This window comes from Neobacillus sp. KR4-4 (genome assembly GCF_042136325.1).
Taxonomy (GTDB): Bacteria; Bacillota; Bacilli; order Bacillales; family Cytobacillaceae; genus Neobacillus.
The window spans coordinates 1-25,235 of sequence record NZ_JBHHJU010000030.1 but is presented as its reverse complement, the minus strand read 5'-3'; the positions used below and the strand labels follow the sequence as shown (position 1 = coordinate 25,235).

Below are 25,235 nucleotides of genomic sequence, written 5' to 3'. Positions count from 1 at the left end.
TATTCTTTCCGCGAAAATCTCTTGTGATGCGTTAGATTTTTAACGATAATGCCCGGAACTTTCACCATATTTCCAGCCGATTTATTAAAATTCTACTTATGGAACATAAGCCCTCAGTCTGTATACCTTCCTTGACAATTTTCAATAAATACACTATAGTTACCTAGGTAACTAATTAATCAAAAGAAGTTTGAGGTGTGCTACATAAATGAATAGCCACGAATTATTCCATACACTGCATCAGCTTTCACGGCACCTGACTAATACACTCAATGAATCACTGAAACCTTTAGGTTTATACGGATCACAATGGTCCGTCATTTTTGTTTTACAAACCAAAGGCTCCTTAACCCAAAAAGAACTTTGTGATTATTTATTCGTTGAAGCCCCACCGATGACACGCACCATTCAACGGCTTGTCAAACAAGGATACGTACGTCAGGTCCCAGGTAAGGACAAGCGCGAGAAACTGGTTCAATTAACAGATGCGGCATTGACACTGTACCCAGAGTGGGAAAAAGCCGTCATAGAAAATAATCAATCATTATTGAAGCATCTTCCAGAAGCCTCACAGGAGGAGCTTCTTCATTTACAAAAAAGCTGGTTACAAAAGCTTTTATAAAAAGGAGTGATCATATGAATAAACCCAAATTATGGACGAAAAGTTTTATAAGTATTTCGTTAAGTAACTTTTTTCTATTTTTAACCTTTTATGTTTTACTCGTTACACTTCCTATATATGCAATCCAGGAATTTGACAGTAACGCTTCACAAGCGGGATTGATGACAACTGTGTTTTTGATTTCGGCGATTATCTCTCGTCCGCTTGCTGGACAATGGCTTGAAAAAGCGGGTCATAAAAAAGTCCTGCTCACTGCACTGATTGTTTTCTCAGGTGCCTCGCTTTTATATTTCTTTCCAAAAACAATCCTTGGATTCTTGGCCATTCGATTGTTACATGGGGTTGGTTTTGGCATGGCGACAACCGCTGCAGGGGCAATCGTGGCAGACCTTATTCCGATTTCGCGCCGTGGTGAAGGAATGGGTTATTTTATTATGTCAACCAATATGGCCATGGTGTTAGGGCCATTTATCGGCTTAACCTCCATTCAGCAGTGGGGCCCGGAAACTCTGTTCATTATTAGTGTCATTGTTGCGGTCGGGGCCTTGGTCACTGGATTAAGTGTAAACGTTAAAGAAACAGAGGAAACTGTCCATCCGGTTGTACAGTCTGCCTTTTCAATCAAAAGCCTGTTTGAGCCTTCGGCCGTTCCGATCGCCATTGTAGGCTGCTTTCTTGCCATCGTTTATTCAGCCCTTCTATCTTTCGTATCTGTTTTTGCAACAGAAATACACCTTGCAGAAGTTTCCTCCCTTTTCTTTGTGGTGTATGCGATTGTTTTATTAATTTCACGACCTTTTACCGGAAAATGGCTAGACCTGTATGGACCAAATGTAATTGTCTTTCCATCCATCGTATTGTTTGCGATTGGAATGTTGGTCTTAAGTCAAAGCGGCAGTGCGGTTACCTTTCTCCTTTCTGCAGGAATGATTGGTTTAGGCTGGGGAACGCTGTTTCCAACCTTCCAAACAATCGCGATCCAAGACGCTGCTCCACGAAAAAGAGGACTAGCTACCGCCACTTTCCTATCAATCTATGATATCGGGATTGCCTTGGGCTCGTTTGTTGTCGGATTAGCAGCCGCAAAAATGGATTATAGCTCTCTTTATTTCTTTTGTTCTTTCTATGTTCTTTTGGGTATTGTTCTTTATTATTTCCTTCATACCCGAAAACATGCTTCGTTTAAAGAACATAGCCAAAGAGAGGTAAATAACCTAAACTCGTAATGTACATGACCATCTATACCGCTTCAAACCAAGAACCTTCATTTTCTAAACAGGGAATGATGGTTCTTTTTATTTTGCGAACAGTATATAGAGTTTTGTATATTAGAAAAATTCAAATATTTTATCGAAAGATAGGCAGTTGATTTTACATATCTTTCTATTTACGCTAATCTTATTTTGAAATCAATTTTTCAATATATGGGGAGGTAAATACTATGTTTGATGTATTAATTGTTGGTGCTGGACCTACTGGCGCAAGTGCGGCTCTTTTCACTGCAAAAGCTGGAAAGAAAACAGTGGTTATTGATAATGACAAGAGTGTAACAAAGAGAGCATGGATTGAAAACCATTATGGAGTGGCAGAAATTACTGGACCAGATCTTGTTGAAATTGGGAAAAAGCAAGCAAGCAAATTTGGTGCAGAAATTGTCCAAGCTACTGTCTCAAATATCAATAAAACAGAGGCTGGATTTAAAGTAGAAACTGATCAGGGGGAATATGAAGCAAAACATGTGATCCTTGCTACAGGAATGTCTGTTGATCTTGCGGAATCTGCCGGATTAACAACAAAGCCAGGAACTGAGCCCCGAATCAAAGCCATTTTTGATGTTGATGCTTCAGGTAAAACAAATATTGACGGGATTTGGGCAGCTGGCACAGTTGCGGGTGTGAGCATGCATACTATCATTACTGCTGGCGATGGGGCCAAAGTGGCGATCAATGTTATCAGTGAAATTAATGGTGAACGCTATGTTGACCATGATGTTCTCAAAGCTTAAATAGGGATACATAAAGGAGGAAGTCAAATGGCTGTTAAGAAAATGGACCATGTCGGTGTATATGTTAATCACCTAGATGCCTCCCTAACCTTTTATCAAGAAGTGGTTGGTTTGGAGATAAAGGACAGGTTTACAATTGAAGACGGTTCGATTACACTAGCATTCCTTGGATTTAATGGTTCGGATGAAACTGAAGTAGAATTAGTTCATGGCGGAAATCCTAATCTTCCAGCAGAAGGGAAAGTCAATCATATCGCCTTCCTGGTTGATGATATTGAAGAAGAATTCAACCGTTTACATGGTTTAAATGTAGTCTTTCTTAGTGATGAAATTGTGACACTTCCGAACGGGTATCGTAATTTCTTTGTACAAGGCCCCGATGGTGAAAAGGTCGAGTTATTCCAGAGATAAGATTATATTAAAAAAAGGGACTCAGTGCGGATGGGTCCCTTTCTTTTATTGGACGCGTTCGAGGCTTTTCACATAAAAATTGACAGGTTTAAACCTTCCTTTTAAAATTGGTTTAGCTTGATTATCAATAAAAAAGCGGAGCCTTTTATTTTTAATATTAAGGGGAAATTTTATGATCAAAAAAGACACAAATCTTAAACCCGTTGTCGCGGGTTTGCTGTTGGGGATTTTAATGGCAGCTATGGATAATACCATTGTGGCAACAGCGATGGCGACCATTGTAGCAGACCTCGGTGGTTTTGATAAATTTATTTGGGTCACCTCTGCTTATATGGTAGCAGTAATGGCAGGGATGCCTATTTTCGGTAAGCTTTCCGATATGTACGGACGGAAACGCTTTTTTATTTTTGGACTGATTGTCTTTCTGATTGGATCGGCTTTGTGTGGTGTCGCCCAGAATATTATTCAGCTTAGTATTTATCGAGCGATTCAGGGAATCGGCGGCGGGGCACTAATGCCAATCGCCTTTACCATCGTTTTCGATATCTTCCCACCCGAAAACCGTGGGAAAATGACTGGTTTGCTGGGAGCTGTTTTTGGAGCATCCAGTGTATTAGGACCATTACTCGGTGCGTACATTACAGATTATATTAGTTGGCATTGGGTATTTTACGTAAATGTACCTATTGGTATTGTTTCGATCTTTTTAATTGTTCGTTACTACCATGAATCATTGCAGCATTCGAAGCAAAAGGTTGATTGGCTTGGCGCGATTACCCTGGTTATTTCTGTGGTTAGCTTAATGTTCGCGCTTGAACTAGGAGGAAAAGAATATGCTTGGGATTCTACCCCAATCATCGGGTTGTTTGCAAGCTTCTTCGTCTTTTTTGTAGCTTTCTTTATTGCCGAAATAAAGGCTGCTGAACCAATTCTGCCGCTTTGGCTGTTCAAAAGACGATTATTTGCCACCTCGCAAATCTTATCGTTTTTATATGGCGGAACGTTTATTATCTTAACGGTTTTTATCCCTATCTTTGTTCAAGCGATCTACGGCGGGTCAGCTAAAAATGCAGGATTGATTTTGACGCCAATGATGCTTGGCTCTGTTGCGGGAAGTTCTGTCGGGGGGATTTTCTTAACGAAAACGTCCTACCGCAATTTGATGATTGTTTCGATTATTTCCTATGCTCTTGGCATGTATTCCCTTGGAACATTGACGGTTGATACAGCCCGCTGGCTGCTGACCATCTATATGATTTTGGTTGGCTTTGGGGTTGGTTTTTCATTCTCCTTGTTGCCGACGGCATCTATGCACAATTTAGAACCGCAAAATCGCGGCACAGCCAACTCTACGAACTCGTTTTTGCGGTCGTTTGGAATGACACTTGGCGTAACGGTTTATGGCACCCTGCAAAACAACTTGTTTGCTGATAAATTAAAAGAAGCATTCAAAGGTATGCAAGGGGCGGGAGATTTTAAAATGGGCGATCCACGCCAAATCTTCCAAGCGAGTGAACGCTCGAAAATCCCTGACTTTATCTTGGATAAAATTATTGCGGCGATGTCCGCTTCGATTACACATACCTTTTTACTAACACTAATTCCGATTGGGATTGCGGCGGTTACGATCTTTTTCATGGGCAATGCCCGAGTGGTTGTAAGTAAAAAAACTGGCAATGGATAATGAATAAGCACTTGGGCGATGTTCGGTTCGTGCCCCAAGTGCTTATTTTTGTTGCTATTCTGCAAACTTACCGGCGATTGGATAAAATAGGGATTCGCTCATTGAATTTGGAGGATTCGCTCATTGAAACCCGGGAATCGCTCATTAACTACTAAAATTCGCTCATTGAATTCCGACCACTCGCTGATAGAATTATATTAGAAAAATATTTTACAAGAATCGATAAAATTCGGCAGGAATTTCAATCCACATATTAGAATTTTATACTTAAAATGAGAGGAGTGATAATTTTGGTAATAAAAGAAAGGACAAAACCATTAATTTTGCTTATTTTAGAGGCTTTAATACGGCGTCTTCCCCCCAGCCACCCAAAGTATCAGCAAATTTTAGAAGAGCATGGGCGGAGGCAGGCTGGTTACATAGGAGAGAAATCACTCGATTACTATTACCGTGAACTGCCGCATCAAAAATATATGATCCTCCACGATTTAAACCTTCCTGATGGCGACTATAACTGCCAAATTGATACCCTTCTTTTAACACCTGAATTCGCCCTAGCAATTGACGTCAAAAATATGGCTGGAAAGTTAATCTTTGATACGGAAAATGAACAGTTTATTCAAATCAATAATGGGAATGAAAAAGGATACCCCTATCCGATTGCACAGGCGGAAAGGCATCAAAAGTACTTGCAGAAACTTCTAGCTGCAAATCATTTTCCTCCCCTTCCGGTCGAATATTTAGTAGTGATCAGTAATAGTTATACTTCCTATGCAGTTACAGGAAAAAATGCCCACAAAATAAAACCGCGAGTATGTAAGGCCGATGTCTTCTTAAACAAAATTACCCTTTTAGAAAAACAATATTCGAAACCGATACTGACCTCTAAGGAACTCAAGAAGCTTTGCCGCCTCCTAGTGAAAATGAATACCGTTCCGACAAGCTATGTACTAAATAAGTACGGTATTCAAAAATCAGACTTGTTAACAGGTGTCCACTGTCCTACCAACTCTAACCATTCCCTCATTCGTAAAAAACAAAATTGGTATTGCCCTTCCTGCGATGCTTTTTCAAAAGATTCACATATTAACGCACTGAAGGATTATTTTCTGCTGTTTGGTCCGACGATAACCAATAAGCAGTTTCGGGAATTTGCTCATATAAAATCACGTGATGTGGCAAAAAGGATACTTTTATCTTGTAATCTTCAATGCCTTGGAAAGTACAGAGCACGGTACTACGCCCCTAAGAAGTTCCCTTGGTGAGTTTTTAATTACTTTCTAACAAGATAAACTGCGATTCGCTCATAAAGTATTAAGATTCGCCCATTGAACATGGAAATCGCTCGATGATTGATGGAATTCGCTCATTAAACACCGAAATTCGCCCAAAAGCTAAAATATGCAACTCTTAGATTTCCCATTTCAGAGAAAAAACCAATAAAGGACACCTAATTTAGGTGTCCTCAATCAATAACTCACGATTTATACCTCAATATCTTTCCCTTCCTCAACAACATGGAACAATAAATGGGCTAAGTGATGAATCGGGCCGTATTCTTCCTGATCCTCGTCGTCTGGTTCTTCGTTAAATTCCATATCATTTAAGAACAGTGCCATGAATTCGTAAAAGTCCTTCAATTGGAAAGAATAGCAGCCGACTGGGTCTTCATTGTCTTCTTCATAATGCAATATCATGTAGGAGAGGTCCCCGTCCACATCTTCTGCATCAAAAAACACAAATAGACCAATGTTTGTGTCGAGCTCGAAAAGATGCCTTGTTCCACCTTCTGTTGCTTTCGTGAAATCGTCCTGGCTTAGTTTCTGAATTTGCATGCTATCTACATTATCTTCTTGATGGAATCCGACAACAAATGATTTCATGTTTTTCTCCTTCTTTCACTCCAAAAATAAAAAACACATATTATTAGCATGTCCTAATACAATAAAAAAATCCCTGATAGGTTCAGGGATTTACAATCAGCCAATCGGCGGTTGAATTGGATGGTTTAACACATTATCTTCTGCCGAAATGGCCACATCATATGTAGTTGAAACTTTTACATCTTTCGTGGTCGCGAAAAGTGCAATCAGTGAGATTGAAAACAATAGGACAACAAACTTTTTCATTGAAATTGCCTCCTAAACCTAAATTATTTTATTTAAATATTTTACGGCATCGATCGCCAGACCCTTTTGAGTATAATAGTTGGCAAGTATTTTATAAAAATGGGTTAAGTCTTCACTATGCTCATTTTCCTCTTCCAGGTAGGGAATGACCTTCCCTTCCAAATATTTAAATGCTTTTACAGGAGATGTTAGAAGAAGGAGATAATAGTCTGCTAAGATTCGGTATTTTTTTACGGATAGTTCTTTTGAGAGAAGGTTTACTTCTTGGAAACAAAGCTTTGCTTTCTCTAATGATTTAAGTGAATGGTGAAGTTCCCCAATCGCATATAACGTGACTAGGTAGTGCTGGTTTTTGTTTGGCTGCAGGGCCAAACTCTTTTCATAATAGTATAGTGCTTTCTTTGCATTATTCCTTTTAAATTGCAAATGGCCCATATTATGATAGATTTGGGGAAGTAATTTATCTTTTCGTAGTAATTCTGCATTGCGGATTAAGTGTTGAAAACACTCTTGTGCTTCTTCGTAAATATTGGAATGGGTATAATTAATACCTAACAGCATAAGTGTGTGGAGTATTCTGATGAAGTTGTGCTGATTCATGAATATTTGCAGTGCCATTTTTCCAAAATGGATGGCATGTCCTGAAAGCTCCAGTGAACTTTTTACAAGCGCTCGATGGTACAAAAATTCACCACTTGTTGTTTCTTTATTGTTTTCTGTATGTAAGGCATCGAGGATTTCATCCGCCGTTTGAAATTGACCCTTCCACATTAAGAATATCGCATTATAATAGCGAAATAAATAGTCTTCATGTTGGGAAAAATTTTTCTTTTGCTTATATAAAAGCGCTCGTTGACCATCTGCTTCATCCACTTGGCCTTTAAAAATTAAATAACGGAACTTATATAGTTCGTAGATATAAATATATTGAGAGAATGGAATTAGATGTTCAATCTCCTTAAGTTTTTGATAATATTCTTCTATTTCATCTCTAAGATAAAAGTTAATCTTCTCGTCAAGTCCTTTTAATAAGGATTTAATTTCTTCCTCTTGCTCCTCCATCTCTTCGAGTCCGATATTTAAACGCTTTAGTAATAGAGCAATCGTCCCTTCATTTGCTTCTTTTGAGTTGTTTTCAATTTTACTTAAATGCGGGACAGAACAAATTCCTTTAGAAAGCTCTGCCTGTGTTATTCCTCTTTGCGTTCGATAGAATTTAATCAGGGCTCCAAATTCCATATTGCCACCAGACTATGCCTTTCCCTTTTTTACTATTTTACAACAATATGAGATTTTCACATAGATACTTTTCAGATTATTAAAAAATATTACTTTTAGAGCCCCAAAAAACTTGGGAAAGTTTTTTAAAACGGTAAAAAACCAGCCCCTAAAGGGACTGGTCTCTAAAAATATTTCTTTTTCCAAAAAACAAAAGCTGTTAAACTCGTTAAAAATGCCGAGATTACTAGTGGTATGGCATACGAATGGGTAGCGTGCTGCAAAGGGATATCAACATTCATCCCATAAAAGCTTGCCACCATTGTTGGGAAGGATAGGATAATGGTAATTGAAGTTAAGAATTTCATGACGATGTTTAAGTTATTGGAAATAATGGATGCGAAGGCATTCATCATTCCGGTTAAAATGGATCGATAGGTTTCGGCCATCTCAATCGCCTGTGTTTTTTCAATAATCACGTCTTCTAATAAGTCCTTGTCTTCTTCATACATTTTTAGATAATTAAATCGCAGAATCTTATCGAGGACAACCTTATTTGACTTTAACGAAGTTGTAAAATAAACCAAACTTTTTTCTAATGCTAGGAAAGCGAACAGCTCTTTATTTTTTAATGACTGATGAACGACATGTTCAATTTCATTTGTTTTCTTGTTAATTTGTTTTAAGTAACGTAAATAGTACGAAGAAATAACGAACAGTATTTGCAGAGCAAAACGGGTCTTTTTAAACGTAAAAAACTCTTTTACTCTGTTTTTCCGAAATTCTTCTAAAATGGGGGTATCTTTTAAGGAAACCGTAATGATACAGTCATCTGTTAGAATAATGCCGATCGGGATCGTTTCATATCCAGCAAAGCCATTTTCATCATGAACGATATAGGGAAAATCGACAATGATATAGACTCGGCCATCGTCTCGTTCAATCCTCGGACGTTCCTCATCATCGAGAGCATCTTTAATGATATCTACATCGACTTGGGCTTCCATGGACACCTTATTGATTTCTTCTTGGGTTGGGGAATACATATTAACCCAGCACCCTTTTGATATAACATCAACCGTTTCTAAAACTTTTGTCTCTGTACTTTTAAAAATTTCCAGCATGACTTAACCTCCTCACTCACTTTGTTCGAGGAAGCCAACAACCTTTTCTAGAGTTGATATTCTTGCTATTCATTTCAATCCATTCAAAGATCACATTGACTTCCCCACACCTACTACTTGGGTCCGGGTCTACGGAATAACTCAAAAATATCAACTCCCTCTAACTTTTTATATTTCCTATCCTATCATAAACCCTATTCACTGAAAGTACAAAGGAGTTTTTCTGAATTTATTCATCTTCTGCAAAAAAAGGATTTAAATGGATCAAAACTTCCTGAATGTTATCGTTCTTATCCATCAGTTTTTGTTTGATCCCTTTTGCCAAATCATGTCCCTGCTTGATGGTTTTATAATGATCGATTGAGATACGTAAATCCACCAATACATAATGACCAAGTTCTCTCGCTCTAATTCGGTCAATTCGTTTTACTTCATTGAATTCCTCTACAACTGCAACGTATTCTTGCAGTGTCTCTGTATCAATGTTCCGCTCCAATAAAATATCAAATGCCTCGGTTAACATCTCCTTAGCGATTTTAAAGATTAAATAAGCGACAAAAATACTGGCCGCCTTATCCCCGTATAATAAAAAGTGAATATCAAAACGGCTGCCAGCAATTGAAAGCAGCACCCCGATTGCAGCCGCAATCGACGCCACAATATCGGCTTTGTGATCAAATGCAATGGCCTCAATGGCTTTACTCTTATTTTCTTTTGCTACTTTTAACGAACTTCGATACAAAATAATCTTAGTCACATAGGAAAAGAGGGCCACCCACATCGCCAGAAAACTCGGTGATTCCACTTCATGAAAGAAACCGCTAATTCCTTCATAAACCACATAAATGGCAACAAGAAAAAGCAAGATCCCGATAACCCCAGAAACTATGACTTCTGCCTTTCCATGTCCATATGGATGTTCGTCATCTGCTGGCTTATTAGCAATTTTTATGACTAACAAGACTATTACTGAAGCAAACACATCTGCAGCGGAATGAATCCCATCAGCGAAAACTGCGTCACTATTTCCAACCCACCCAATGATTATTTTTCCTAAAGTAAGAATAATGTTACTGATTACACTAATCCAGGCCACTTTTTTAGCCAAGGTTTCTCTCAATTCCATAAATACGTAAACCACCTTTAAAAATACCTCTAGAAAGCATAGTAAATGCCTCCATAATGGATCTAGAGAAAAAGTCTTGCCTGCTACAAGCTATGTTGTAGTCTAGCAAATTATGTAAGTAATTATCCTTCCTGGCCATCCATTTCTTCTTTCACCATTTCCACTTCTTCAACAACTGATATTTTGTTAATTTGGTCATGAAGAAAATGAAACGCCTGGTCTAATTCTTCACGTGTTGGAAACTCATTTTTTTTGTTCATTATAGTACCTCCATTGCAGATTTATTTTTTATTAGGAGTAATCCTGTTAAAAAAAGAAAAAAATACCCTTGTATCAAACATTGAAAGGGAGGAATACAGGATGGACAATAAGAATCAGAAAGCAAATCCAAAGAAAGAATTGGCAGGAAGTTTCTATCATCCAAGTTATTATCAAGAAACAGATGATCTATCTGCCGGAATAGCAACTACACATGAGCAAGCCAGTGACACATATACTGAAGGTGAAATTGGTGCGGTAATTGATGATGTAAACGGTAAGGATATACCAATACCGCAAAAAGGCTACGATAAATAATAAAACCAGAGAAAACAGCTCTCGCTCGAAAGCTGTTTTCTTTTTTGGTTGTCATTATTTATCATCATGGTCGACATAAGGGTCATGTTCATAAGCCGGTAAATCCCCGAATGCAGTCATGATGCCTTCCTCATCAAGGGCATCTTCGTAACTTTCATGCTGCGGGTTTGGATAAACCTTGATATTATTTCCATACATGTCATTTCCAACAAAATTTTCATAGTCCTCGACATAGCTAATGTTTTCGTCTGCTTCAGTATAGATATCACTATAACTATCCTGTGGAAAGGCTAAATCGGAAGGAGTCTCGGATGTGCCCCACGCGGCAACAGTCTGCCAAGAATCTTCTGCATCAAAAGCAACATTCTCATCTTTTTCGTCCATATCAAACTTACCAAAGGGCGGCATCAAAACGCCTTCCTCCACGGGGCGTTTGTGTGAAGTAACCTGATCGGGGCTGTGCTCAATACAATAGGTTGTATTAGGCAATGCCTGTAAACGTTCTAAGGGTATTTCCTTACCGCATACTTCACAGATTCCATAGGTGCCATTTTCCATCGCTTCTAATGCGTGATTTATATTCCTTAGCTCAAATTCATAATGTTCATTTAAAGCAATATCCTTCTCACGCTCATATAATTCTGTTCCCTCATCAGCAGGGTGGTTATCATAGCTGGATAACTCCCCCATTGACTCATGAAAATGACCTCTTTCTAAGCCAAAGTGATCATTTTGTTCGATATGTTCTTCTACCTCACTTTTTTCTTGTAACAACTGTAAACGTAACTCAGCTAATTGCTGTGTCGATAACATGTGCTAGACCCCTTTCAATGAAAAGCGCTAAGTATATTGTTCCATCTATTTCACCATTATATTTTTTGTTATTATCGTTCTCTTCTATTTTCATTTTTTTCGTGGTTGATTATGTAATGAAAATTTAATTCCATCAAAAACCTAACTACAGGATTGATTATTAACTGAATAAGAAATGGATAGGCGTGTATCTTAAGAAATATCAAAACTAGGAGAAATGAGGGGATTATGTGGTTAATGAAAACTTTGACAAATTCAGACAAGAGCAAAAGGAGCATCAATCAACCTATTTAGGCGGGAACAGGAAACAAAAGCCTGGGCTTAATGATGCCGAATATAATAATCAAGATAATACCGACAAATCACCAGGCGCGACGGGTAGAGATATTTAGAGAAACAGGAGGATGTCGATGAGTAAATCCAATTCCGTGGGAATGAGAAGAGCGACATGAAATGGTGGCAGCTTTCTTTATTTGGCGTGGGCTGTACGATTGGAACAGGGTTCTTCCTTGGCTCAGGCCTTGCAATTAAAATGACAGGTCCATCTATTTTGGTTGCCTTTATGATTGCTGCCCTAGGGACATATTTCGTCTATGATGCTTTATCCAAAATGACGTCCCAAGAACCCTTACAAGGCGGGTTTCGGTCGTATGCGAAGAAAGCATATGGCAGGTGGGCAGGATTCAGCAGCGGGTGGGTCTACTGGTCATCGGAAGTGTTAATCATGGGAAGCCAGATGACGGCTCTATCGATTTTTTCCCAATTTTGGCTTCCCAAAATCCCCTTATGGATATTTGCTACGATTTACGCAGTTTTAGGACTAGCAGTGATTTTAATCGGAGTAAAGGTTTTAAATAAGCTCGAAAATATTCTGGCAGTCTTAAAAATCTCAGCGATATTAATGTTTATAGTAATTGCTTTTCTGGCCATCTTTGGGGTAATCGATGGTGATCGCCCTATTCAGTATCCGAATACCCAAAAAGAAATTATGCCCCATGGATTGAAAGGCTTATGGTCAGCAGTGATTTTTGCCTTCTATGCTTTCGGTGGTATTGAAATTCTTGGATTAATGGCGACCAATTTAAAGGATCCGAAGGAAGCTCCCAAAGCTGGAAAAGTCATGTTGTTTACACTCATGATCATCTATGTGGTATCGATTGGTCTTGCAGTCATTATTGTTCCTTGGAATCAATTTAACACAAAGGAAAGTACTTTTGTTGTTGCCCTTAATGCATACCATCTTTCCTTTGTTCCTCATTTTTTTAATGCAACATTAATTATTGCAGGTTTTTCAACCATGACCGCTTCTCTTTATGGCGTAACCAGCGTGCTTGTCACGCTTGGTGAAGAGGGTGATGCACCTGCATGTTTTTCAAAGCCGGGGAAATTAAAAGTCCCGCTGGCATCCCTGCTTATTACCATGTTAGGAATTACTGCCTCGGTTGTTTCAGCCTTGGTTTTACCTAACAAAATTTATGAGTGGGTTACCACGGGTGCCGCCTTAATGCTCCTTTATAATTGGCTCTTTATCCTGGCATCCTCACGAAAAATTTTAGAGCTGCAGCTGAAGGAAAAAATTATGTATTCCATTGGCGCCTTATTTATTTTAATTGCCGTTAGCGGCACTCTTTTTCATGAAACAAGCAGACCGGGCTTTTTTATTAGCTTAGCCTTTCTTGGAATTATTGGAGTGATTACCTTATTCATGCAGTTAAAATGGAAAAAGTCGAAGAAAAAAGTGCTTAGCCCATGGCCGACTGCATAGAAAAACCAGCGAATTCTTTTTGCTGGTTTTTTTGTTATGCAAATAACACATTAAAGGCTTGCATTCCAAAATAAATCCCAAAGCCAATCAATGAAAGACCAGACAGGCAAGAAATGCCGACAAGTAATCGGGGAGTTAAGAAATTACGAAAACTGCTTGATACACTCGCCATGGCAATATCCCAAATCAGCAGCCCAATAAAAATTGCACAGCTGTAGAGGACTAATTGAGTCGGATTTGAGGATGCAGCTGTTTTCGCAAGGACGGACCCATAAATCCCTAACCAAAATAGAATCGTTAAGGGATTAGAGATCGACATAAGAAATCCTGAGAAGAATGATTTTATCAGTGGTTCCTTCCCTCTGGATTGCTCTAAATTAATTTTTCCCGCGTTCATGAAGGTTTCTATTCCTGTATACATAAGGACAAAACAGCCAAAAAACCAAAGAAACGTTTGCATAAATGCGGTTTCAAGAAACTGGACTACTCCTATATAAACAACAAGCATATACACGCCATCGGCAATAACAGCCCCGACTCCAATAAGCCACGAATTCATAAATCCGTTCCTAATGCCCCTGTCAATCTGAGCAGCATTAATTGGACCAATCGGAGCCGCCAGCGATAATCCTAAAAGTATATAGCTCAAAAATACATTCATCTATATCTCTCCTTAATAACTAAGTAGAAGCCTGTCTATAATTTTTATTCAAAGAAATAGGTTTGTACCACAAAAAAATAAAACCTTCCTGTCATCGGAAGGTTTTTCACTTACATTATTGTTTTGAACCTATTGTTAAAATTATCAAGCAGTCCTATTAGATTAATCTGTTTTCGTTAATAATAAAAATAACTGGTTCAGCACCTGCTCTACGAGATGGTGCTAAAAACACTAGAAAGAGGTGACAATCGTGCCAAACAGAGTGTATATCAGCTTCCTACGTTTGCCGCTCCTCGTCCGAATTCTATTAATGGCATTACTTGTGTTTCTCTTATTCGGAATCTCTATTCACTTTTTAGAACCAACCACCTTTCCCACAATTTTTGATGGTATCTGGTGGGCGATCATTACTGCATCAACGGTAGGATACGGTGATTATGTCCCGCACTCCTTCTTAGGCAGACTCACCGCATTGATTCTCATCCTATTCGGTGTTGCCTTTGTTTCATCCTATTTTGGAACATTGGCCGCAGCTGCCGTCACAAAACAAGATGCCCTGTCTGAAGGGAGAATCCCTTATAAAGGGGAGGGACATATCATCATTATCGGCTGGAATGAACGATCGAAGGAGTTAATTAATAAGCTTACCACCACAAAATATCAACAAATGATTGTTTTAATTGATGAATCGCTTGAAGCAAATCCCGTAAAATCAAGATTTGTGCACTTTATTCAAGGGAAGGGTCATGTAGATGATACTATCGTCAAAAGTGATATCAAGAATGCGGAGAAAGTGTTAATTACTGCAGATCGAGGAAATGATGAACTGCAAGCAGATATGAATAGCATTCTTACCTTGCTCACTATTAAAGGAATATGTGCACAAGTTAAATGCATCGTTGAGATTTTAACGAGAGAGCAAGTAATTAATGCCTATCGAGCCGGTGCTGATGAAGTAATTCAATCAAATAAATTGACCAGCGTCTTTATGGTAAACAGTTTGCACTCGAATGGAGATGGACTGTTGTCAAACGTTGTCCATGAATTACAGGAAAGCAGATTGTCATCCTACCCAGCTGAGGATCCTGAAATTGGTAAGCCCTTCAGCGATGTATGTCTCTTATTATTGAAAAAGGGTTTTCTCCTGATTGGCATTCAAAGAGGGGAGGAAACATTATTGAATCCATCCCACTCCTTGCCTATAGAGGAAAATGATCAATTATTAATTTTCAAATAAGTTAATCCTGGAGGAGAAGCATTTCCAATTCCTGTACCAGTGCTGTTCCAGAATCTCTATACCTCTCTGGAATGCTCGCATCCTTATCGACAGGTTCTTGAAATTGATTTAGGGTCCCTGAGAAGGTTCCTGTGCTTCCTTCGTCATCTAGCCCTGCTTCATATTTATGGGACAAGAGGAATGGTCTTCCCAGCCTTACTGTACAATTGTTATCATCTAGTTGCCCATCGACGGCTTGAAATGGGAGCCGTACGAATAGATAGCCGTCCTGATCATCTAGCTTATAATCAAAGGCCCCATGGTCATAATCCCAGTTTCCGCCAATCGAATAGCCGATTGGTTTTAATTTTTGTTCAAGTTCAAATAGGTCAAACTGTTTTCCTTCCACTTTCGATGGTAACTCAATCATCAACATTAACCCCCTAATTTTCAATACCATTAGTTTCTCCAAATCCAATCATTTCAATAAAAAAAAGAGAACTGAAAGATTTTCTCAGTTCTCTTTTCTATACTTTATAAACGTTTTTCTAATTCTGCTTTTTTCTCTTCGTATCCTGGTTTACCTAGAAGGGCAAACATATTTACTTTGTATGCCTCAACACCTGGCTGATCGAAAGGATTCACTCCAAGTAAGTAGCCGCTCATGGCACAGGCTTTTTCAAAGAAATAGACAAGGTATCCTAATGTATATTCATCCATGGCTGGAATGTTAACAATTAAGTTCGGCACACCGCCATCTGTATGAGCAAGCATCGTCCCTTGAAATGCCTTATTATTGACAAAGTCTACTGTTTGACCAGCAAGGTAATTCAAGCCATCTAAATCATTTTCTTCTGCTTCAATTTTCAGCTCGTGACGAGGTGTTTCCACTTTAATGATTGTTTCAAACAAATCACGACGACCTTCTTGAACGTATTGTCCAAGTGAATGGAGATCGGTTGAAAAATTGGCTGAGGAAGGATAAATTCCTTTTTGATCTTTGCCTTCACTTTCGCCAAATAACTGCTTCCACCACTCTGAAAAATATTGCAAACCTGGCTCATAATTAATCAGCATTTCGATGGTTTTACCCTTATTGTACAACACATTTCTAACTGCTGCATATTGGTAGGCAGGATTATTTTCCAGTTCGGATTGACCAAAGGCTGTTTGTGCCTCTGCAGCACCTTCCATGATTTTCTCGATGTTTGCCCCGCTTACTGCGATTGGAAGCAAACCAACTGCTGTTAGAACAGAATAACGTCCGCCAATATCATCAGCGATGACAAACGTTTCATAGCCTTCTTCTGTTGCTAAGGTCTTTAGAGCACCTCTTGCTTTATCTGTTGTAGCATAGATTCGTTTGCGAGCCTCATCTTGACCGTATTTTTCTTCAAGAAGTTTACGGAAAATGCGGAAAGCAATTGCTGGTTCAGTTGTAGTTCCAGATTTAGAAATGACATTAATAGAAAAGTCCTTTCCATCAAGGAGATCCATTAAATCTCTCATATAAGTGGAACTGATATTATTTCCAACAAAAATCACTAGAGGTGTATTTCGCTTATCCTTTGGAAGGACGTTATAGAAGCTGTGCTGGAGCATTTCAATCGCTGCTCTTGCCCCAAGATAAGATCCTCCAATTCCAATAACAAGAAGAATATCAGAATCAGCTTTAATTTTCTCAGCTGATTTTTGAATGCGTGAAAACTCTTCTTTGTCATAGTTGGTTGGGAGGTCAATCCACCCTAAAAAGTCATTACCCGCACCGGTCTGCTCATGTAGTGAGTGATGAGCAACTTTTACGGCATCACGTAAATATGTAAGTTCATGTTCTCCAAAAAAAGGTAAGGCTTTTGAGTAATCAAAATGAATATGTGTCATGCATGATCCTCCATAATTTTATTTACATAACCACTTTAACGAATGATGGGATGATTATCAAGGCAGGTCCACTATTGAAAGCGCACCCACTTTCGACAAATTTCTTAACTTTCGTAATTTTATAGTGATGCACGATAAATAGCTAAAACATCCTCACGGTTTAAACGGTTAAAATTCCCAAATTCACCGTTTTCCATCGCTCTGTCAGCCATTAAGTCTAGTTTCGAATCATCAATATCATAATCAATTAACCTTGATGGTGCATCAATACTATTCCAGAACTCACGTAATTTTTGAATTCCTTCAAGTCCTATTTGTTCTGCACTCTTGTCTGCTTCATTTACCCCAAACACCCGAATGGCAAGTTGCTTAAAGCGTTCAGGCTTCACCGCTAGATTATGCCTCATCCAGTGTGGGAACAAAATCGCCAGGCCTCCGCCATGAGGAATGTCATATACGGCCGACACAGCGTGCTCTAGATTATGTGTAGCCCAATCACCGCGATAACCCATATTTAAAATTCCATTAAGAGCCATCGTTCCACTGTAAAGAATGGTCGCCCTATGCTGATAATTTTCTAAGTCCGCAAGCAACTTAGGTGCCGTTTCCATCACAGTAATCAATAAAGATTCACACATACGGTCTTGAAAATCTGTATTTTCTTCTAAATGAAAATAATGTTCAAGCACATGTGACATCATATCAACTATGCCATAAATAGTTTGATTCCTTGGCACCGTAAACGTGTTAACGGGATCTAAGATCGAGAATTTCGGATAAGTAACGGGACTTCCCCAGCCATACTTTTCATTTGTTTCCCAATTTGTAATAACCGAACCTGAATTCATTTCTGAGCCCGTTGCTGCGAGCGTTAACACCGTACCAAACGGAAGTGCATCTTGTGGAATTGACTTTTTAATAACAAGATCCCAAGCATCCCCCTCATATTTTGCACCGGCGGCAATAAGTTTGGTACAATCAATGACACTTCCGCCCCCGACTGCTAACAAGAAATCAATTCCCTCTTGTTTACAAATTTCCACCCCTTTTCGTGCGGTAGTAATCCGTGGGTTCGGTTCCACTCCAGGGAGTTCAAAAACCTCTGCTCCAATTTCTGCTAATAAATTTATTACATTTTCATACAAGCCGCTCCGTTTAATACTGCCCCCGCCATAGACGAGCAATATCTTTTTCCCGTAATGAGGTACTTCTGTTTTTAGTTGTTCCAACTCACCTTTTCCAAAGATCAATTTGGTCGGATTTAAAAAAGTAAAATTTTCCATCATTATACACCATCCTTTTCCTTACTTATTATTAGTTATTATAGTTCTTTTTGCAAAAAAACTTCCTCGCATCATCTGATGCAAGGAAGTTTTTTATGCCCATCCCCTATACAAGGAGGCATCTGCCATTTTTTTGACGCCGATCATATACGCCGCCAAGCGCATATCCACGTTGTTAGTTTGGGACAGTTGATAAATATCCTCGAACGACTTGACCAGTTTATCGCGCAATTTCTCTTCTACTTCCTCTTCACTCCAATAATACCCCTGCTTGTTTTGAACCCATTCAAAATAGGAGACGGTCACACCACCTGCCCCAGCCAAAACATCTGGTACAAGCAAAATGCCACGTTCAGTAAGTATATTGGTAGCTTCAAGCGAGGTCGGCCCGTTTGCAGCTTCTACGACAATTTTAGCCTTGATGTTGTAGGCATTTTCAGCCGTAATCTGATCCGAAATCGCTGCAGGAACTAATACATCACATTCCTTCTCAAGCAGTTCTTTATTGGTGATGGTCCATTCGAAAAGAGTGCTAATCGTTCCAAAGCTGTCCCGACGATCCAACAGATAATTAATATTCAATCCATCAGGATTATAAAGTGCTCCATAAACATCAGAAATTCCAATTACAATCGCTCCTGCATCATGCATAAACTTAGCCACATAACTGCCTGCATTTCCAAACCCTTGAACAATGACACGGGATCCCTTAATGCGAATACCGCGTTTCTTGGCAGCCTCCTCAATACAAATGGTTACGCCCTTTGCTCCTGCCTTTTCCCGGCCCTCAGAGCCTCCAAGTACAAGGGGTTTGCCGGTAATAAAACCAGAAGAATCAAATTGGCGGAGACGGCTGAATTCATCCATCATCCACGCCATGATCTGAGAATTAGTGTACATATCGGGTGCAAGGATATCCTTCGTTGGACCGACAATTTGGCTGATAGCACGAACGTATCCACGGCTTAATCGTTCAAGTTCACCGAATGACATCGTCCGCGGGTTACAAAGAATCGCTCCTTTTCCTCCGCCAAATGGTAAGTCAGCGATGCCGCACTTCATACTCATCCACATCGATAATGCCTTCACTTCGGTTGCTGTGACCTTAGGGTGAAATCGAACCCCACCCATGGTCGGCCCAAGTGCATCATTATGCTGGGCCCTAAACCCGTTAAATATCTTGGTCGAACCATCGTCCATCCGCACGGGAATTCTAACATCCGACATTCTTAATGGCTCTTTCAATAATTCGAACATTTCTTCGTTATAGCCCATCTTTTTTAATGCATCATGAATAACAATCTGTGTTGAAGTGAGCAGGTCTAATGTCTCTATATCCTTATCACCGCCACTATTTGTTACATCATATATCCCCATTTTTGCACCCCTAGTATTTTATCCCTTTTATCCAAGTACGTTTTTAATCCTCTCCAAGGCCCAGTTCAGTTCATCTTTAGTAATAATCAGCGGCGGCGCAAAGCGAATCACCGTGTCATGGGTTTCCTTACACAATAGTCCTTGCTCTTTTAATTGCTCACAATATTTGCGAGCCGGCTGAGATAATTCAACTCCGATAAATAATCCACGTCCGCGAATTTCTTTTATGATTGGATTTTTAATTTCTTTTAATTTATTAATAAAATACTCGCCAAGTTCTAACGATTTTTCTGCTAGTTTTTCATCTACCAGCACATCAAGGGCCGCTATGGAAACTGCACATGCCATTGGATTTCCCCCGAAGGTAGAACCGTGTGATCCCGGATTAAAGACACCTAAAATATCTTTGTCAGCGACAACACATGAAATTGGAAACACACCGCCGCCCAATGCTTTACCTAGAATATACATATCAGGTTCGATTCCTTCCCACTCACAAGCAAACATTTTACCTGTCCGGGCCAAACCAGCTTGAATTTCATCCGCAATAAACAAAATATTGTTTTCTTTACAAAGATCATAGGCGGCCTTCATAAAGCCTTCAGGCGGAATGACAATCCCAGCCTCTCCCTGAATCGGTTCAATTAAAAATGCCGCTGTATTAGGGGTAATCGCAGCTTTTAATGCCTCTAAGTCACCGTAAGGGATTAGCTTGATCCCCGGGAGCATGGGCCCAAACCCGCGTTTATACTCGTCGTCAGATGAAAGGGAAACTGCCGTCATTGTTCTGCCGTGGAAATTCCCTATACAAGCAATAATTTCCGCTTGGTTCTCGGCCACACCTTTTACATCATAGCTCCAGCGTCGTGCCGTTTTCACAGCTGTTTCCACTGCTTCAGCCCCGGTATTCATGGGCAGCACCATCTCTTTTTTCGTTAATTGACAAACCTTTTCATACCACGGACCAAGTTGGTCATTGTGAAATGCACGGGAAGTTAATGTAACTTTATCAGCCTGGTCCTTTAACGCTTGAATAATTTTTGGGTGACGATGTCCTTGGTTCACAGCCGAATAAGCACTAAGCATATCCATATATTTATTGCCTTCTGGGTCCTCTACCCAAACACCTTCTGCCCTAGTAATGACAATTGGGAGCGGATGATAGTTGTTGGCTCCATATTTCTCTGTTTTAGCAATTAATTCATTCGTATTTACATTTGCTTTCATAAATAACCCCCCGTTTCATTGTTTCATTCTAATATTATGTACATATAGTACTATTGTAGCCGAGCATGAAAAAAGAATGAACACCCCAATATAATTTTATCCATGAAAAAGCTCTTTTTATGTAAAAAAAAAGCCTAGCACCATGCTAATATAGCATTGGGTCTAGGCTTTACATGAATTTATTTTTTTATTAAATCTTCACGTTGTGACTGGTCAATCCACTCTTGTAGTTTATCTTTTAATGTGTTAAAACCTTGTTGGCCATCCACTTCTGGAATAATCGCAGCAACTGGACGTTTACGAGGTTTCTTTGCCTTCGGAGCAGCCTGTTGAACAGGAGCTTCTTCCGTTGCACGAATCGAAAGTCCAATTTTACCTGCGCCTTCATCCACTGATAATACTTTCACCTTAATTTCGTCCCCAACTTTAAGGTGGTCATTAATATCTTTCACATAACCATGGGTAATTTCAGAAATATGGACAAGGCCTTGAGTATTATCGTCAAGCGCAACAAACGCTCCATATGGTTGAATTCCAGTTACTTTACCTGTTAAAATACTTCCAGTTTCGATCTTTTCTGACATGAAAACACTCCTAAGTAATTAATTATTTTATCCCTTATATACGCATTATAATATTATACCACAAAGAACGCTTTAAATCAAAAAAGATTGAAAAATAAACTGCAAATAATGCTTACCTTAGTGGGATTGTCGAAATTTCTTAACATAATATTCAAGGAAAGGGAAAGAAATAGTTACTAAACGTGATAAACTAATAGTGAGGAAATCTATTTTAAAGGGAAGGTGAACCAGTTTGAATACCATCGGCCAAACCATTAAAAATGCCCGTGAAATGCTCCATATGTCTCAGGAAGAGCTGGCACAAAAAGTAAGAGTTGGAATTCACACAATTGAGAAATACGAATCTGGAGAACAAATTCCTAGCACCCAAACCTTATTAAAGTTATCAACTGTATTAGATCTTCCTGCCACAGAATTGCTTGAACAATAATATGAATAATAACAAAGTTTTTCTATACTGCTGTATAAAAAAAGGAAATACTGGAAACCCTTATATCATAAGGCTTTCTAGTATTCCCCCTTTTTGAAGTGGACATCCATCATGGGATGTCCTTTTTTTTTGCCATGAAGTTTTAAATGGAACAAGCATCATTTGCTTTAATGACTAATAATTCTTTAGCTATTTTCAAGCACTTTTCCAAGGGAATTATTCTTTCAAAGGAAAAATCATAAATGCTTTGTATTCTTTTGGCCAACTCATCACAATCATCTAATTCATAGATAGCCTGAATCGTATCAGCGATTTCTGTGTCATATCCTCCATTAGTTAAGTTGAAGGGATTCCACTCATTTAATAGATCTACATATTGTAAATTTGTTTGCAGTTCTTTTCTCATTATTTTTAACTCCCAAATTTCGGCTTAAAAAAGCACTATTTTATTTCCTCATGGTCTCCAGTATACTTCTTAAAAAATGGAGTGTAAAAGATTGGTGCACCACACAAGTTATCTAACTTTTTCCAATAGATGCTGTAGCATTTGCTCTCCAGACACTAATGCCTCACCGCCACCCTGGGCAAATGAATCATTTCCTCCGCCTTTTCCGTTAATATGCGGAAGGGCACTAGCGATTACTTGCTTCATACTTACCGTTTCAGCTTGTCCACGTGCACAAACTACTTGCAATCGCTTATCATTTTCCGATACAAAGTAAACAATAGCCGTTTCTTCTTCAGTAATTATGATTCGTGCTAAATTCTGCAATTCTTGAATGGAGCGATTTTGAAACACCTCACTGACGAGGGGCTTCTCACGATGACTTCCTTTTTCAAGTAAGTCCTTTGCCTCAAAATGAAGGAGACTTTCCTGAGTTTGTTCAAGGTCTTTCTCTAATGTTTTGTTCGTTTCAAGGAGACGAAGGACAGCTTGTTCCATTTCCTTTTCAGGGGCATTGAGGATTTTTGTTAATTCCAGGAGTACCCTTTGTTTTTGTCCAAGCAGTGTAACTACTCGGTTCCCACCAACAAATTGGACCCGTACCTTCTTCTTTTGTCGTTCCCAATCCAATACTTTTACCGCTCGAACCTCACCAGTAGCTCTTGGATGTGTCCCCCCGCACCCGTTATCATCAAAATCAGGAATAATAACCAGGCGAATATCCTCTTTCACTTTTGTCTCTTTTCGGAGATTATATTGAGACAATTCTTCTTCTGTAACCCATTTCGTCTCAATTGGTCTGTTTTCAAGGATGACCTGATTTGCTAGTGCCTCAGCTCCTTGTACTTGTTGCTCGCTAAGATGATCCGTCTCTAAATCGATGGTAAGTATTTCTGCCCCTAAATGAAACCCAATTGTTTTGTATCCAAATAAGTGATCAAACGCCGCAGATAATAGATGCTGCCCGGCGTGTTGCTGCATATGATCCAAGCGTCTTTCCCAATCGATGGTCCCTATGACTTCCTTTCCAATATCATCGAATGGCCCATCAATGTAATGCCGAATTTCTCCATCGATTTCTTCCACGTTTATTACCGCTTTATTAGCAAGTGTTCCAAGGTCGTGCGGCTGCCCGCCGCCGGTTGGATAAAAGGCCGTTTGATTTAATACAACATACCAGCTGCCTGTTGGGTCTTGTTCTTGTTTTACCACTTTTGCATTGAAAGTTCGTATGTATGGATCTTGATAATACAGTTTGTTCTCCATATTTATGGTCACTCCAATTTATAATTATGAACTCATTGTCTAAAAAAAAGGAAAATAAATCAAGCAAACAAAAAACTGCTCCTCCTTTAAGTGAGGAACAGTTTTTTCTAACTCATCTGTGACTTAACTACTTCTTATTTTTACGCTGTCCAAAAGAAGTAGGCATCGTTGGTAGGTTTTGTCCACCTTGCTGGGAAGTGCCCATCATTTGAGGAAAACCAGTTTGCTGTTGGCCCCCCATCATTTGAGGGAACCCGCCCATGCTTTGAGGAGTTCCTGAATGCTGGCCTCCCATCATTTGAGGAAAACCTCCCATGCTTTGAGGAAAACCTGACTGATGGCCTCCCATCATTTGCGGAAAACCGCCCATGCCTTGAGGAAATCCTGATTGCTGACCGCCCATCATATGTGGGAATCCTCCCATTTGTGGATAACCCATTTGATGATATCCTCCCATTTGGGGGAAGCCTCCCATTTGATGATACCCACCCATTTGCGGATAGCCCATTTGCGGGTAACCAGATTGTCCTGGAAATCCGCCAAAGAATTGTCTTTTTCCCAAACTTATCGCCTCCTAAATCGTCTCCATGCTAGTGTATGTCCACCTTTAGGAAAAGCTGTAGATTTCTACCTATTTACAAGAAAAAAAGTCAATGTTAAAGGCTATCACACTTAACTGATTGCCTGCCAAAAAATAATATTCTCATTCTAGCCGTTTTATTTGTTCGCTTTTTTATCTTTTGTTATTTCACCACAGGCGATCCGTTTTCCAGAATCTCCTGAAGGCGGTGTCATACCATCATCTTTCCCTTCATCAATGACGATTGTGGTCCCGTCTTTTGTAAACAACGATGTTTTTCCATCTTTCAAAGTGACATTGGGTGCCGTTAAATCTACTTTTACAGACCCATCATCACCAACCATTAAATTAGGCAGATCGCCTGCATGAGCACCTTTGGGATGAAGAAGCCCATGTTCCTTATTATCGGGATTAAAATGGTTTCCTGCTGATTTAAAGTCTGGAGCTTTACATTTTCCCTTGTCATGGATATGAATCGCATGATCTCCGGCTGGAAGGCCATTTAAATCTACTGATAATTTTACGCCTTTGGCCTGCTCAGCTACCTTTATTTTTCCAAGGGAATCCCCGACCGCATTATACATCTCCACATCAATCTTTCTGATATTCTCTTCTGTACATCCTGTTAGAATGAGCAGTGGAATGATCATCCAGCTTTTCTTCATATGTATACCCCCACACTAGACAACGTATTGTCAAAACTTTTATATTAAAAAAGTTAATAATCCTTGATTTAAAGGGATTTAAATGCAAAAAACTTGCCACCCCCGTGAAATTAGGTTAAAAGTGAGGTTACCACACCGAACACCTAA

At 39.3% G+C, this 25,235-nt stretch carries 28 protein-coding genes and 1 pseudogene; 11 read left to right on the top strand and 18 right to left on the bottom strand.

The genetic code is table 11. From position 1 onward, the window contains the following. Nucleotides 1-208 precede the first annotated feature (208 nt). The 6 genes from ACE198_RS23275 (at nucleotide 209) to ACE198_RS23250 (ending at nucleotide 5,987) form a co-directional block, all read left to right on the top strand. Nucleotides 209-622 carry a MarR family winged helix-turn-helix transcriptional regulator gene (locus tag ACE198_RS23275; RefSeq protein ID WP_375377206.1) on the top strand — a complete coding sequence of 138 codons (414 nt, stop codon included), beginning with the start codon at nucleotides 209-211 and terminating at the stop codon, nucleotides 620-622. Between the two features lie 14 nt (nucleotides 623-636). Further along, the gene (locus tag ACE198_RS23270) at nucleotides 637-1,848 is read left to right on the top strand and encodes an MFS transporter (RefSeq protein ID WP_375377205.1); all 1,212 of its coding nucleotides are present in this window, start codon (nucleotides 637-639) and stop codon (nucleotides 1,846-1,848) included. Between the two features lie 215 nt (nucleotides 1,849-2,063). Further along, complete coding sequence (locus ACE198_RS23265) at nucleotides 2,064-2,627, top strand: NAD(P)/FAD-dependent oxidoreductase (RefSeq protein WP_375377204.1); 564 nt, start codon at nucleotides 2,064-2,066, stop codon at nucleotides 2,625-2,627. Nucleotides 2,628-2,654: 27 nt separating this feature from the next. Next, nucleotides 2,655-3,038, top strand: coding sequence for a VOC family protein (locus ACE198_RS23260; protein ID WP_375377203.1), 384 nt, complete (start codon nucleotides 2,655-2,657; stop codon nucleotides 3,036-3,038). Between the two features lie 172 nt (nucleotides 3,039-3,210). After that, entirely contained in the window at nucleotides 3,211-4,722 is a 1,512-nt protein-coding gene (locus ACE198_RS23255) for an MDR family MFS transporter (RefSeq protein ID WP_375377202.1), read from the top strand. A gap of 290 nt (nucleotides 4,723-5,012) precedes the next feature. Beyond that, a complete protein-coding gene (locus tag ACE198_RS23250; RefSeq protein ID WP_375377201.1) occupies nucleotides 5,013-5,987 on the top strand; it encodes a nuclease-related domain-containing protein in 975 nt (324 codons plus the stop codon). 219 nt (nucleotides 5,988-6,206) lie between these two features. Here the strand turns inward: ACE198_RS23250 and ACE198_RS23245 are convergent, their stop codons facing one another. The 6 genes from ACE198_RS23245 to ACE198_RS23220 all read right to left on the bottom strand — a co-directional run bounded on the left by ACE198_RS23245 (nucleotide 6,207) and on the right by ACE198_RS23220 (nucleotide 10,579). Further along, a complete protein-coding gene (locus ACE198_RS23245) occupies nucleotides 6,207-6,605 on the bottom strand; it encodes a cytosolic protein (protein ID WP_098572794.1) in 399 nt (132 codons plus the stop codon). A gap of 96 nt (nucleotides 6,606-6,701) precedes the next feature. Then, nucleotides 6,702-6,851: a hypothetical protein gene (locus ACE198_RS23240; RefSeq protein WP_251457894.1), complete on the bottom strand. Its 150-nt coding sequence runs from the start codon at nucleotides 6,849-6,851 to the stop codon at nucleotides 6,702-6,704. Nucleotides 6,852-6,869: 18 nt separating this feature from the next. Further along, nucleotides 6,870-8,090, bottom strand: a complete 1,221-nt coding sequence (locus tag ACE198_RS23235; protein WP_375377200.1) for a tetratricopeptide repeat protein — start codon at nucleotides 8,088-8,090, stop codon at nucleotides 6,870-6,872. 164 nt (nucleotides 8,091-8,254) lie between these two features. Further along, nucleotides 8,255-9,193, bottom strand: coding sequence for a magnesium transporter CorA family protein (locus ACE198_RS23230; protein ID WP_251457899.1), 939 nt, complete (start codon nucleotides 9,191-9,193; stop codon nucleotides 8,255-8,257). A 229-nt stretch (nucleotides 9,194-9,422) separates the two neighbouring features. Beyond that, nucleotides 9,423-10,319, bottom strand: coding sequence for a cation diffusion facilitator family transporter (locus ACE198_RS23225; RefSeq protein ID WP_375377199.1), 897 nt, complete (start codon nucleotides 10,317-10,319; stop codon nucleotides 9,423-9,425). Nucleotides 10,320-10,441: 122 nt separating this feature from the next. Then, nucleotides 10,442-10,579: a hypothetical protein gene (locus tag ACE198_RS23220; protein ID WP_180230043.1), complete on the bottom strand. Its 138-nt coding sequence runs from the start codon at nucleotides 10,577-10,579 to the stop codon at nucleotides 10,442-10,444. A gap of 100 nt (nucleotides 10,580-10,679) precedes the next feature. Here ACE198_RS23220 and ACE198_RS23215 point away from each other — a divergent pair, with 100 nt between their 5' ends. Continuing rightward, the gene (locus ACE198_RS23215) at nucleotides 10,680-10,895 is read left to right on the top strand and encodes a YozQ family protein (protein WP_098572791.1); all 216 of its coding nucleotides are present in this window, start codon (nucleotides 10,680-10,682) and stop codon (nucleotides 10,893-10,895) included. A gap of 54 nt (nucleotides 10,896-10,949) precedes the next feature. On the opposite strand, the gene ACE198_RS23210 is transcribed toward ACE198_RS23215, so the two are convergent. Beyond that, a complete protein-coding gene (locus ACE198_RS23210) occupies nucleotides 10,950-11,708 on the bottom strand; it encodes a yteA family sporulation protein (protein ID WP_375377198.1) in 759 nt (252 codons plus the stop codon). A gap of 230 nt (nucleotides 11,709-11,938) precedes the next feature. On the opposite strand from ACE198_RS23210, the gene ACE198_RS23205 reads away from it, so the two are divergent. Together ACE198_RS23205 and ACE198_RS23200 are read left to right on the top strand one after the other, a co-directional pair. After that, nucleotides 11,939-12,100: a hypothetical protein gene (locus ACE198_RS23205; protein ID WP_283875634.1), complete on the top strand. Its 162-nt coding sequence runs from the start codon at nucleotides 11,939-11,941 to the stop codon at nucleotides 12,098-12,100. 56 nt (nucleotides 12,101-12,156) lie between these two features. Then, entirely contained in the window at nucleotides 12,157-13,473 is a 1,317-nt protein-coding gene (locus ACE198_RS23200; protein WP_375377197.1) for an amino acid permease, read from the top strand. A 34-nt stretch (nucleotides 13,474-13,507) separates the two neighbouring features. Here the strand turns inward: ACE198_RS23200 and ACE198_RS23195 are convergent, their stop codons facing one another. After that, a complete protein-coding gene (locus ACE198_RS23195) occupies nucleotides 13,508-14,134 on the bottom strand; it encodes a LysE family transporter (RefSeq protein ID WP_098572788.1) in 627 nt (208 codons plus the stop codon). 250 nt (nucleotides 14,135-14,384) lie between these two features. On the opposite strand from ACE198_RS23195, the gene ACE198_RS23190 reads away from it, so the two are divergent. Then, on the top strand, nucleotides 14,385-15,371 hold the full coding sequence (locus ACE198_RS23190; protein WP_375377196.1) for a potassium channel family protein: 987 nt from the start codon (nucleotides 14,385-14,387) through the stop codon (nucleotides 15,369-15,371). A 1-nt stretch (nucleotide 15,372) separates the two neighbouring features. Here ACE198_RS23190 and ACE198_RS23185 read toward each other — a convergent pair whose 3' ends face one another. The 6 genes from ACE198_RS23185 to yugI form a co-directional block, all read right to left on the bottom strand. Next, nucleotides 15,373-15,780: a YugN-like family protein gene (locus ACE198_RS23185; RefSeq protein WP_098572786.1), complete on the bottom strand. Its 408-nt coding sequence runs from the start codon at nucleotides 15,778-15,780 to the stop codon at nucleotides 15,373-15,375. A 104-nt stretch (nucleotides 15,781-15,884) separates the two neighbouring features. Then, nucleotides 15,885-17,231: a glucose-6-phosphate isomerase gene (locus tag ACE198_RS23180; protein ID WP_375377195.1), complete on the bottom strand. Its 1,347-nt coding sequence runs from the start codon at nucleotides 17,229-17,231 to the stop codon at nucleotides 15,885-15,887. A 119-nt stretch (nucleotides 17,232-17,350) separates the two neighbouring features. Then, on the bottom strand, nucleotides 17,351-18,514 hold the full coding sequence (locus ACE198_RS23175) for an iron-containing alcohol dehydrogenase (protein WP_098572914.1): 1,164 nt from the start codon (nucleotides 18,512-18,514) through the stop codon (nucleotides 17,351-17,353). A gap of 93 nt (nucleotides 18,515-18,607) precedes the next feature. Further along, nucleotides 18,608-19,891, bottom strand: coding sequence for a Glu/Leu/Phe/Val family dehydrogenase (locus tag ACE198_RS23170; RefSeq protein ID WP_375377194.1), 1,284 nt, complete (start codon nucleotides 19,889-19,891; stop codon nucleotides 18,608-18,610). Nucleotides 19,892-19,918: 27 nt separating this feature from the next. Beyond that, nucleotides 19,919-21,118: an ornithine--oxo-acid transaminase gene (locus ACE198_RS23165; protein WP_375377193.1), complete on the bottom strand. Its 1,200-nt coding sequence runs from the start codon at nucleotides 21,116-21,118 to the stop codon at nucleotides 19,919-19,921. Between the two features lie 179 nt (nucleotides 21,119-21,297). Further along, nucleotides 21,298-21,702 (bottom strand): S1 domain-containing post-transcriptional regulator GSP13, encoded by a 405-nt coding sequence (gene yugI / locus ACE198_RS23160; RefSeq protein ID WP_098572782.1) that lies wholly within the window; start codon nucleotides 21,700-21,702, stop codon nucleotides 21,298-21,300. A 232-nt stretch (nucleotides 21,703-21,934) separates the two neighbouring features. Here yugI and ACE198_RS23155 point away from each other — a divergent pair. Further along, nucleotides 21,935-22,129: pseudogene (locus ACE198_RS23155) on the top strand (helix-turn-helix domain-containing protein); the annotation flags it as partial. A 145-nt stretch (nucleotides 22,130-22,274) separates the two neighbouring features. Here ACE198_RS23155 and ACE198_RS23150 read toward each other — a convergent pair. The 4 genes from ACE198_RS23150 to ACE198_RS23135 form a co-directional block, all read right to left on the bottom strand. Then, on the bottom strand, nucleotides 22,275-22,538 hold the full coding sequence (locus tag ACE198_RS23150; RefSeq protein ID WP_098572780.1) for a DUF1871 family protein: 264 nt from the start codon (nucleotides 22,536-22,538) through the stop codon (nucleotides 22,275-22,277). A 108-nt stretch (nucleotides 22,539-22,646) separates the two neighbouring features. Further along, entirely contained in the window at nucleotides 22,647-23,843 is a 1,197-nt protein-coding gene (locus tag ACE198_RS23145) for an alanyl-tRNA editing protein (protein ID WP_375377192.1), read from the bottom strand. Between the two features lie 127 nt (nucleotides 23,844-23,970). Further along, nucleotides 23,971-24,405: a hypothetical protein gene (locus ACE198_RS23140; RefSeq protein WP_375377191.1), complete on the bottom strand. Its 435-nt coding sequence runs from the start codon at nucleotides 24,403-24,405 to the stop codon at nucleotides 23,971-23,973. 155 nt (nucleotides 24,406-24,560) lie between these two features. After that, nucleotides 24,561-25,088 carry a superoxide dismutase family protein gene (locus ACE198_RS23135; protein ID WP_375377190.1) on the bottom strand — a complete coding sequence of 176 codons (528 nt, stop codon included), beginning with the start codon at nucleotides 25,086-25,088 and terminating at the stop codon, nucleotides 24,561-24,563. Between the last annotated feature and the right edge of the window lie 147 nt (nucleotides 25,089-25,235).

What these genes read in the sequence shown, in the direction of transcription:
- ACE198_RS23150 (WP_098572780.1), bottom strand. Translation starts at nt 22,538, where the DNA reads ATGAGAAAAGAACTGCAAACAAATTTACAATATGTAGATCTATTAAAT.
- ACE198_RS23170 (WP_375377194.1), bottom strand. Translation starts at nt 19,891, where the DNA reads ATGGGGATATATGATGTAACAAATAGTGGCGGTGATAAGGATATAGAG.
- ACE198_RS23200 (WP_375377197.1), top strand. Translation starts at nt 12,157, where the DNA reads ATGAAATGGTGGCAGCTTTCTTTATTTGGCGTGGGCTGTACGATTGGA.
- ACE198_RS23245 (WP_098572794.1), bottom strand. Translation starts at nt 6,605, where the DNA reads ATGAAATCATTTGTTGTCGGATTCCATCAAGAAGATAATGTAGATAGC.
- ACE198_RS23275 (WP_375377206.1), top strand. Translation starts at nt 209, where the DNA reads ATGAATAGCCACGAATTATTCCATACACTGCATCAGCTTTCACGGCAC.
- ACE198_RS23270 (WP_375377205.1), top strand. Translation starts at nt 637, where the DNA reads ATGAATAAACCCAAATTATGGACGAAAAGTTTTATAAGTATTTCGTTA.
- ACE198_RS23225 (WP_375377199.1), bottom strand. Translation starts at nt 10,319, where the DNA reads ATGGAATTGAGAGAAACCTTGGCTAAAAAAGTGGCCTGGATTAGTGTA.
- ACE198_RS23255 (WP_375377202.1), top strand. Translation starts at nt 3,211, where the DNA reads ATGATCAAAAAAGACACAAATCTTAAACCCGTTGTCGCGGGTTTGCTG.
- ACE198_RS23175 (WP_098572914.1), bottom strand. Translation starts at nt 18,514, where the DNA reads ATGGAAAATTTTACTTTTTTAAATCCGACCAAATTGATCTTTGGAAAA.
- ACE198_RS23220 (WP_180230043.1), bottom strand. Translation starts at nt 10,579, where the DNA reads ATGAACAAAAAAAATGAGTTTCCAACACGTGAAGAATTAGACCAGGCG.
- ACE198_RS23165 (WP_375377193.1), bottom strand. Translation starts at nt 21,118, where the DNA reads ATGAAAGCAAATGTAAATACGAATGAATTAATTGCTAAAACAGAGAAA.
- ACE198_RS23240 (WP_251457894.1), bottom strand. Translation starts at nt 6,851, where the DNA reads ATGAAAAAGTTTGTTGTCCTATTGTTTTCAATCTCACTGATTGCACTT.
- ACE198_RS23230 (WP_251457899.1), bottom strand. Translation starts at nt 9,193, where the DNA reads ATGCTGGAAATTTTTAAAAGTACAGAGACAAAAGTTTTAGAAACGGTT.
- ACE198_RS23215 (WP_098572791.1), top strand. Translation starts at nt 10,680, where the DNA reads ATGGACAATAAGAATCAGAAAGCAAATCCAAAGAAAGAATTGGCAGGA.
- ACE198_RS23135 (WP_375377190.1), bottom strand. Translation starts at nt 25,088, where the DNA reads ATGAAGAAAAGCTGGATGATCATTCCACTGCTCATTCTAACAGGATGT.
- ACE198_RS23185 (WP_098572786.1), bottom strand. Translation starts at nt 15,780, where the DNA reads ATGATTGAGTTACCATCGAAAGTGGAAGGAAAACAGTTTGACCTATTT.
- ACE198_RS23235 (WP_375377200.1), bottom strand. Translation starts at nt 8,090, where the DNA reads ATGGAATTTGGAGCCCTGATTAAATTCTATCGAACGCAAAGAGGAATA.
- ACE198_RS23145 (WP_375377192.1), bottom strand. Translation starts at nt 23,843, where the DNA reads ATGGAGAACAAACTGTATTATCAAGATCCATACATACGAACTTTCAAT.
- yugI (WP_098572782.1), bottom strand. Translation starts at nt 21,702, where the DNA reads ATGTCAGAAAAGATCGAAACTGGAAGTATTTTAACAGGTAAAGTAACT.
- ACE198_RS23180 (WP_375377195.1), bottom strand. Translation starts at nt 17,231, where the DNA reads ATGACACATATTCATTTTGATTACTCAAAAGCCTTACCTTTTTTTGGA.
- ACE198_RS23260 (WP_375377203.1), top strand. Translation starts at nt 2,655, where the DNA reads ATGGCTGTTAAGAAAATGGACCATGTCGGTGTATATGTTAATCACCTA.
- ACE198_RS23210 (WP_375377198.1), bottom strand. Translation starts at nt 11,708, where the DNA reads ATGTTATCGACACAGCAATTAGCTGAGTTACGTTTACAGTTGTTACAA.
- ACE198_RS23195 (WP_098572788.1), bottom strand. Translation starts at nt 14,134, where the DNA reads ATGAATGTATTTTTGAGCTATATACTTTTAGGATTATCGCTGGCGGCT.
- ACE198_RS23265 (WP_375377204.1), top strand. Translation starts at nt 2,064, where the DNA reads ATGTTTGATGTATTAATTGTTGGTGCTGGACCTACTGGCGCAAGTGCG.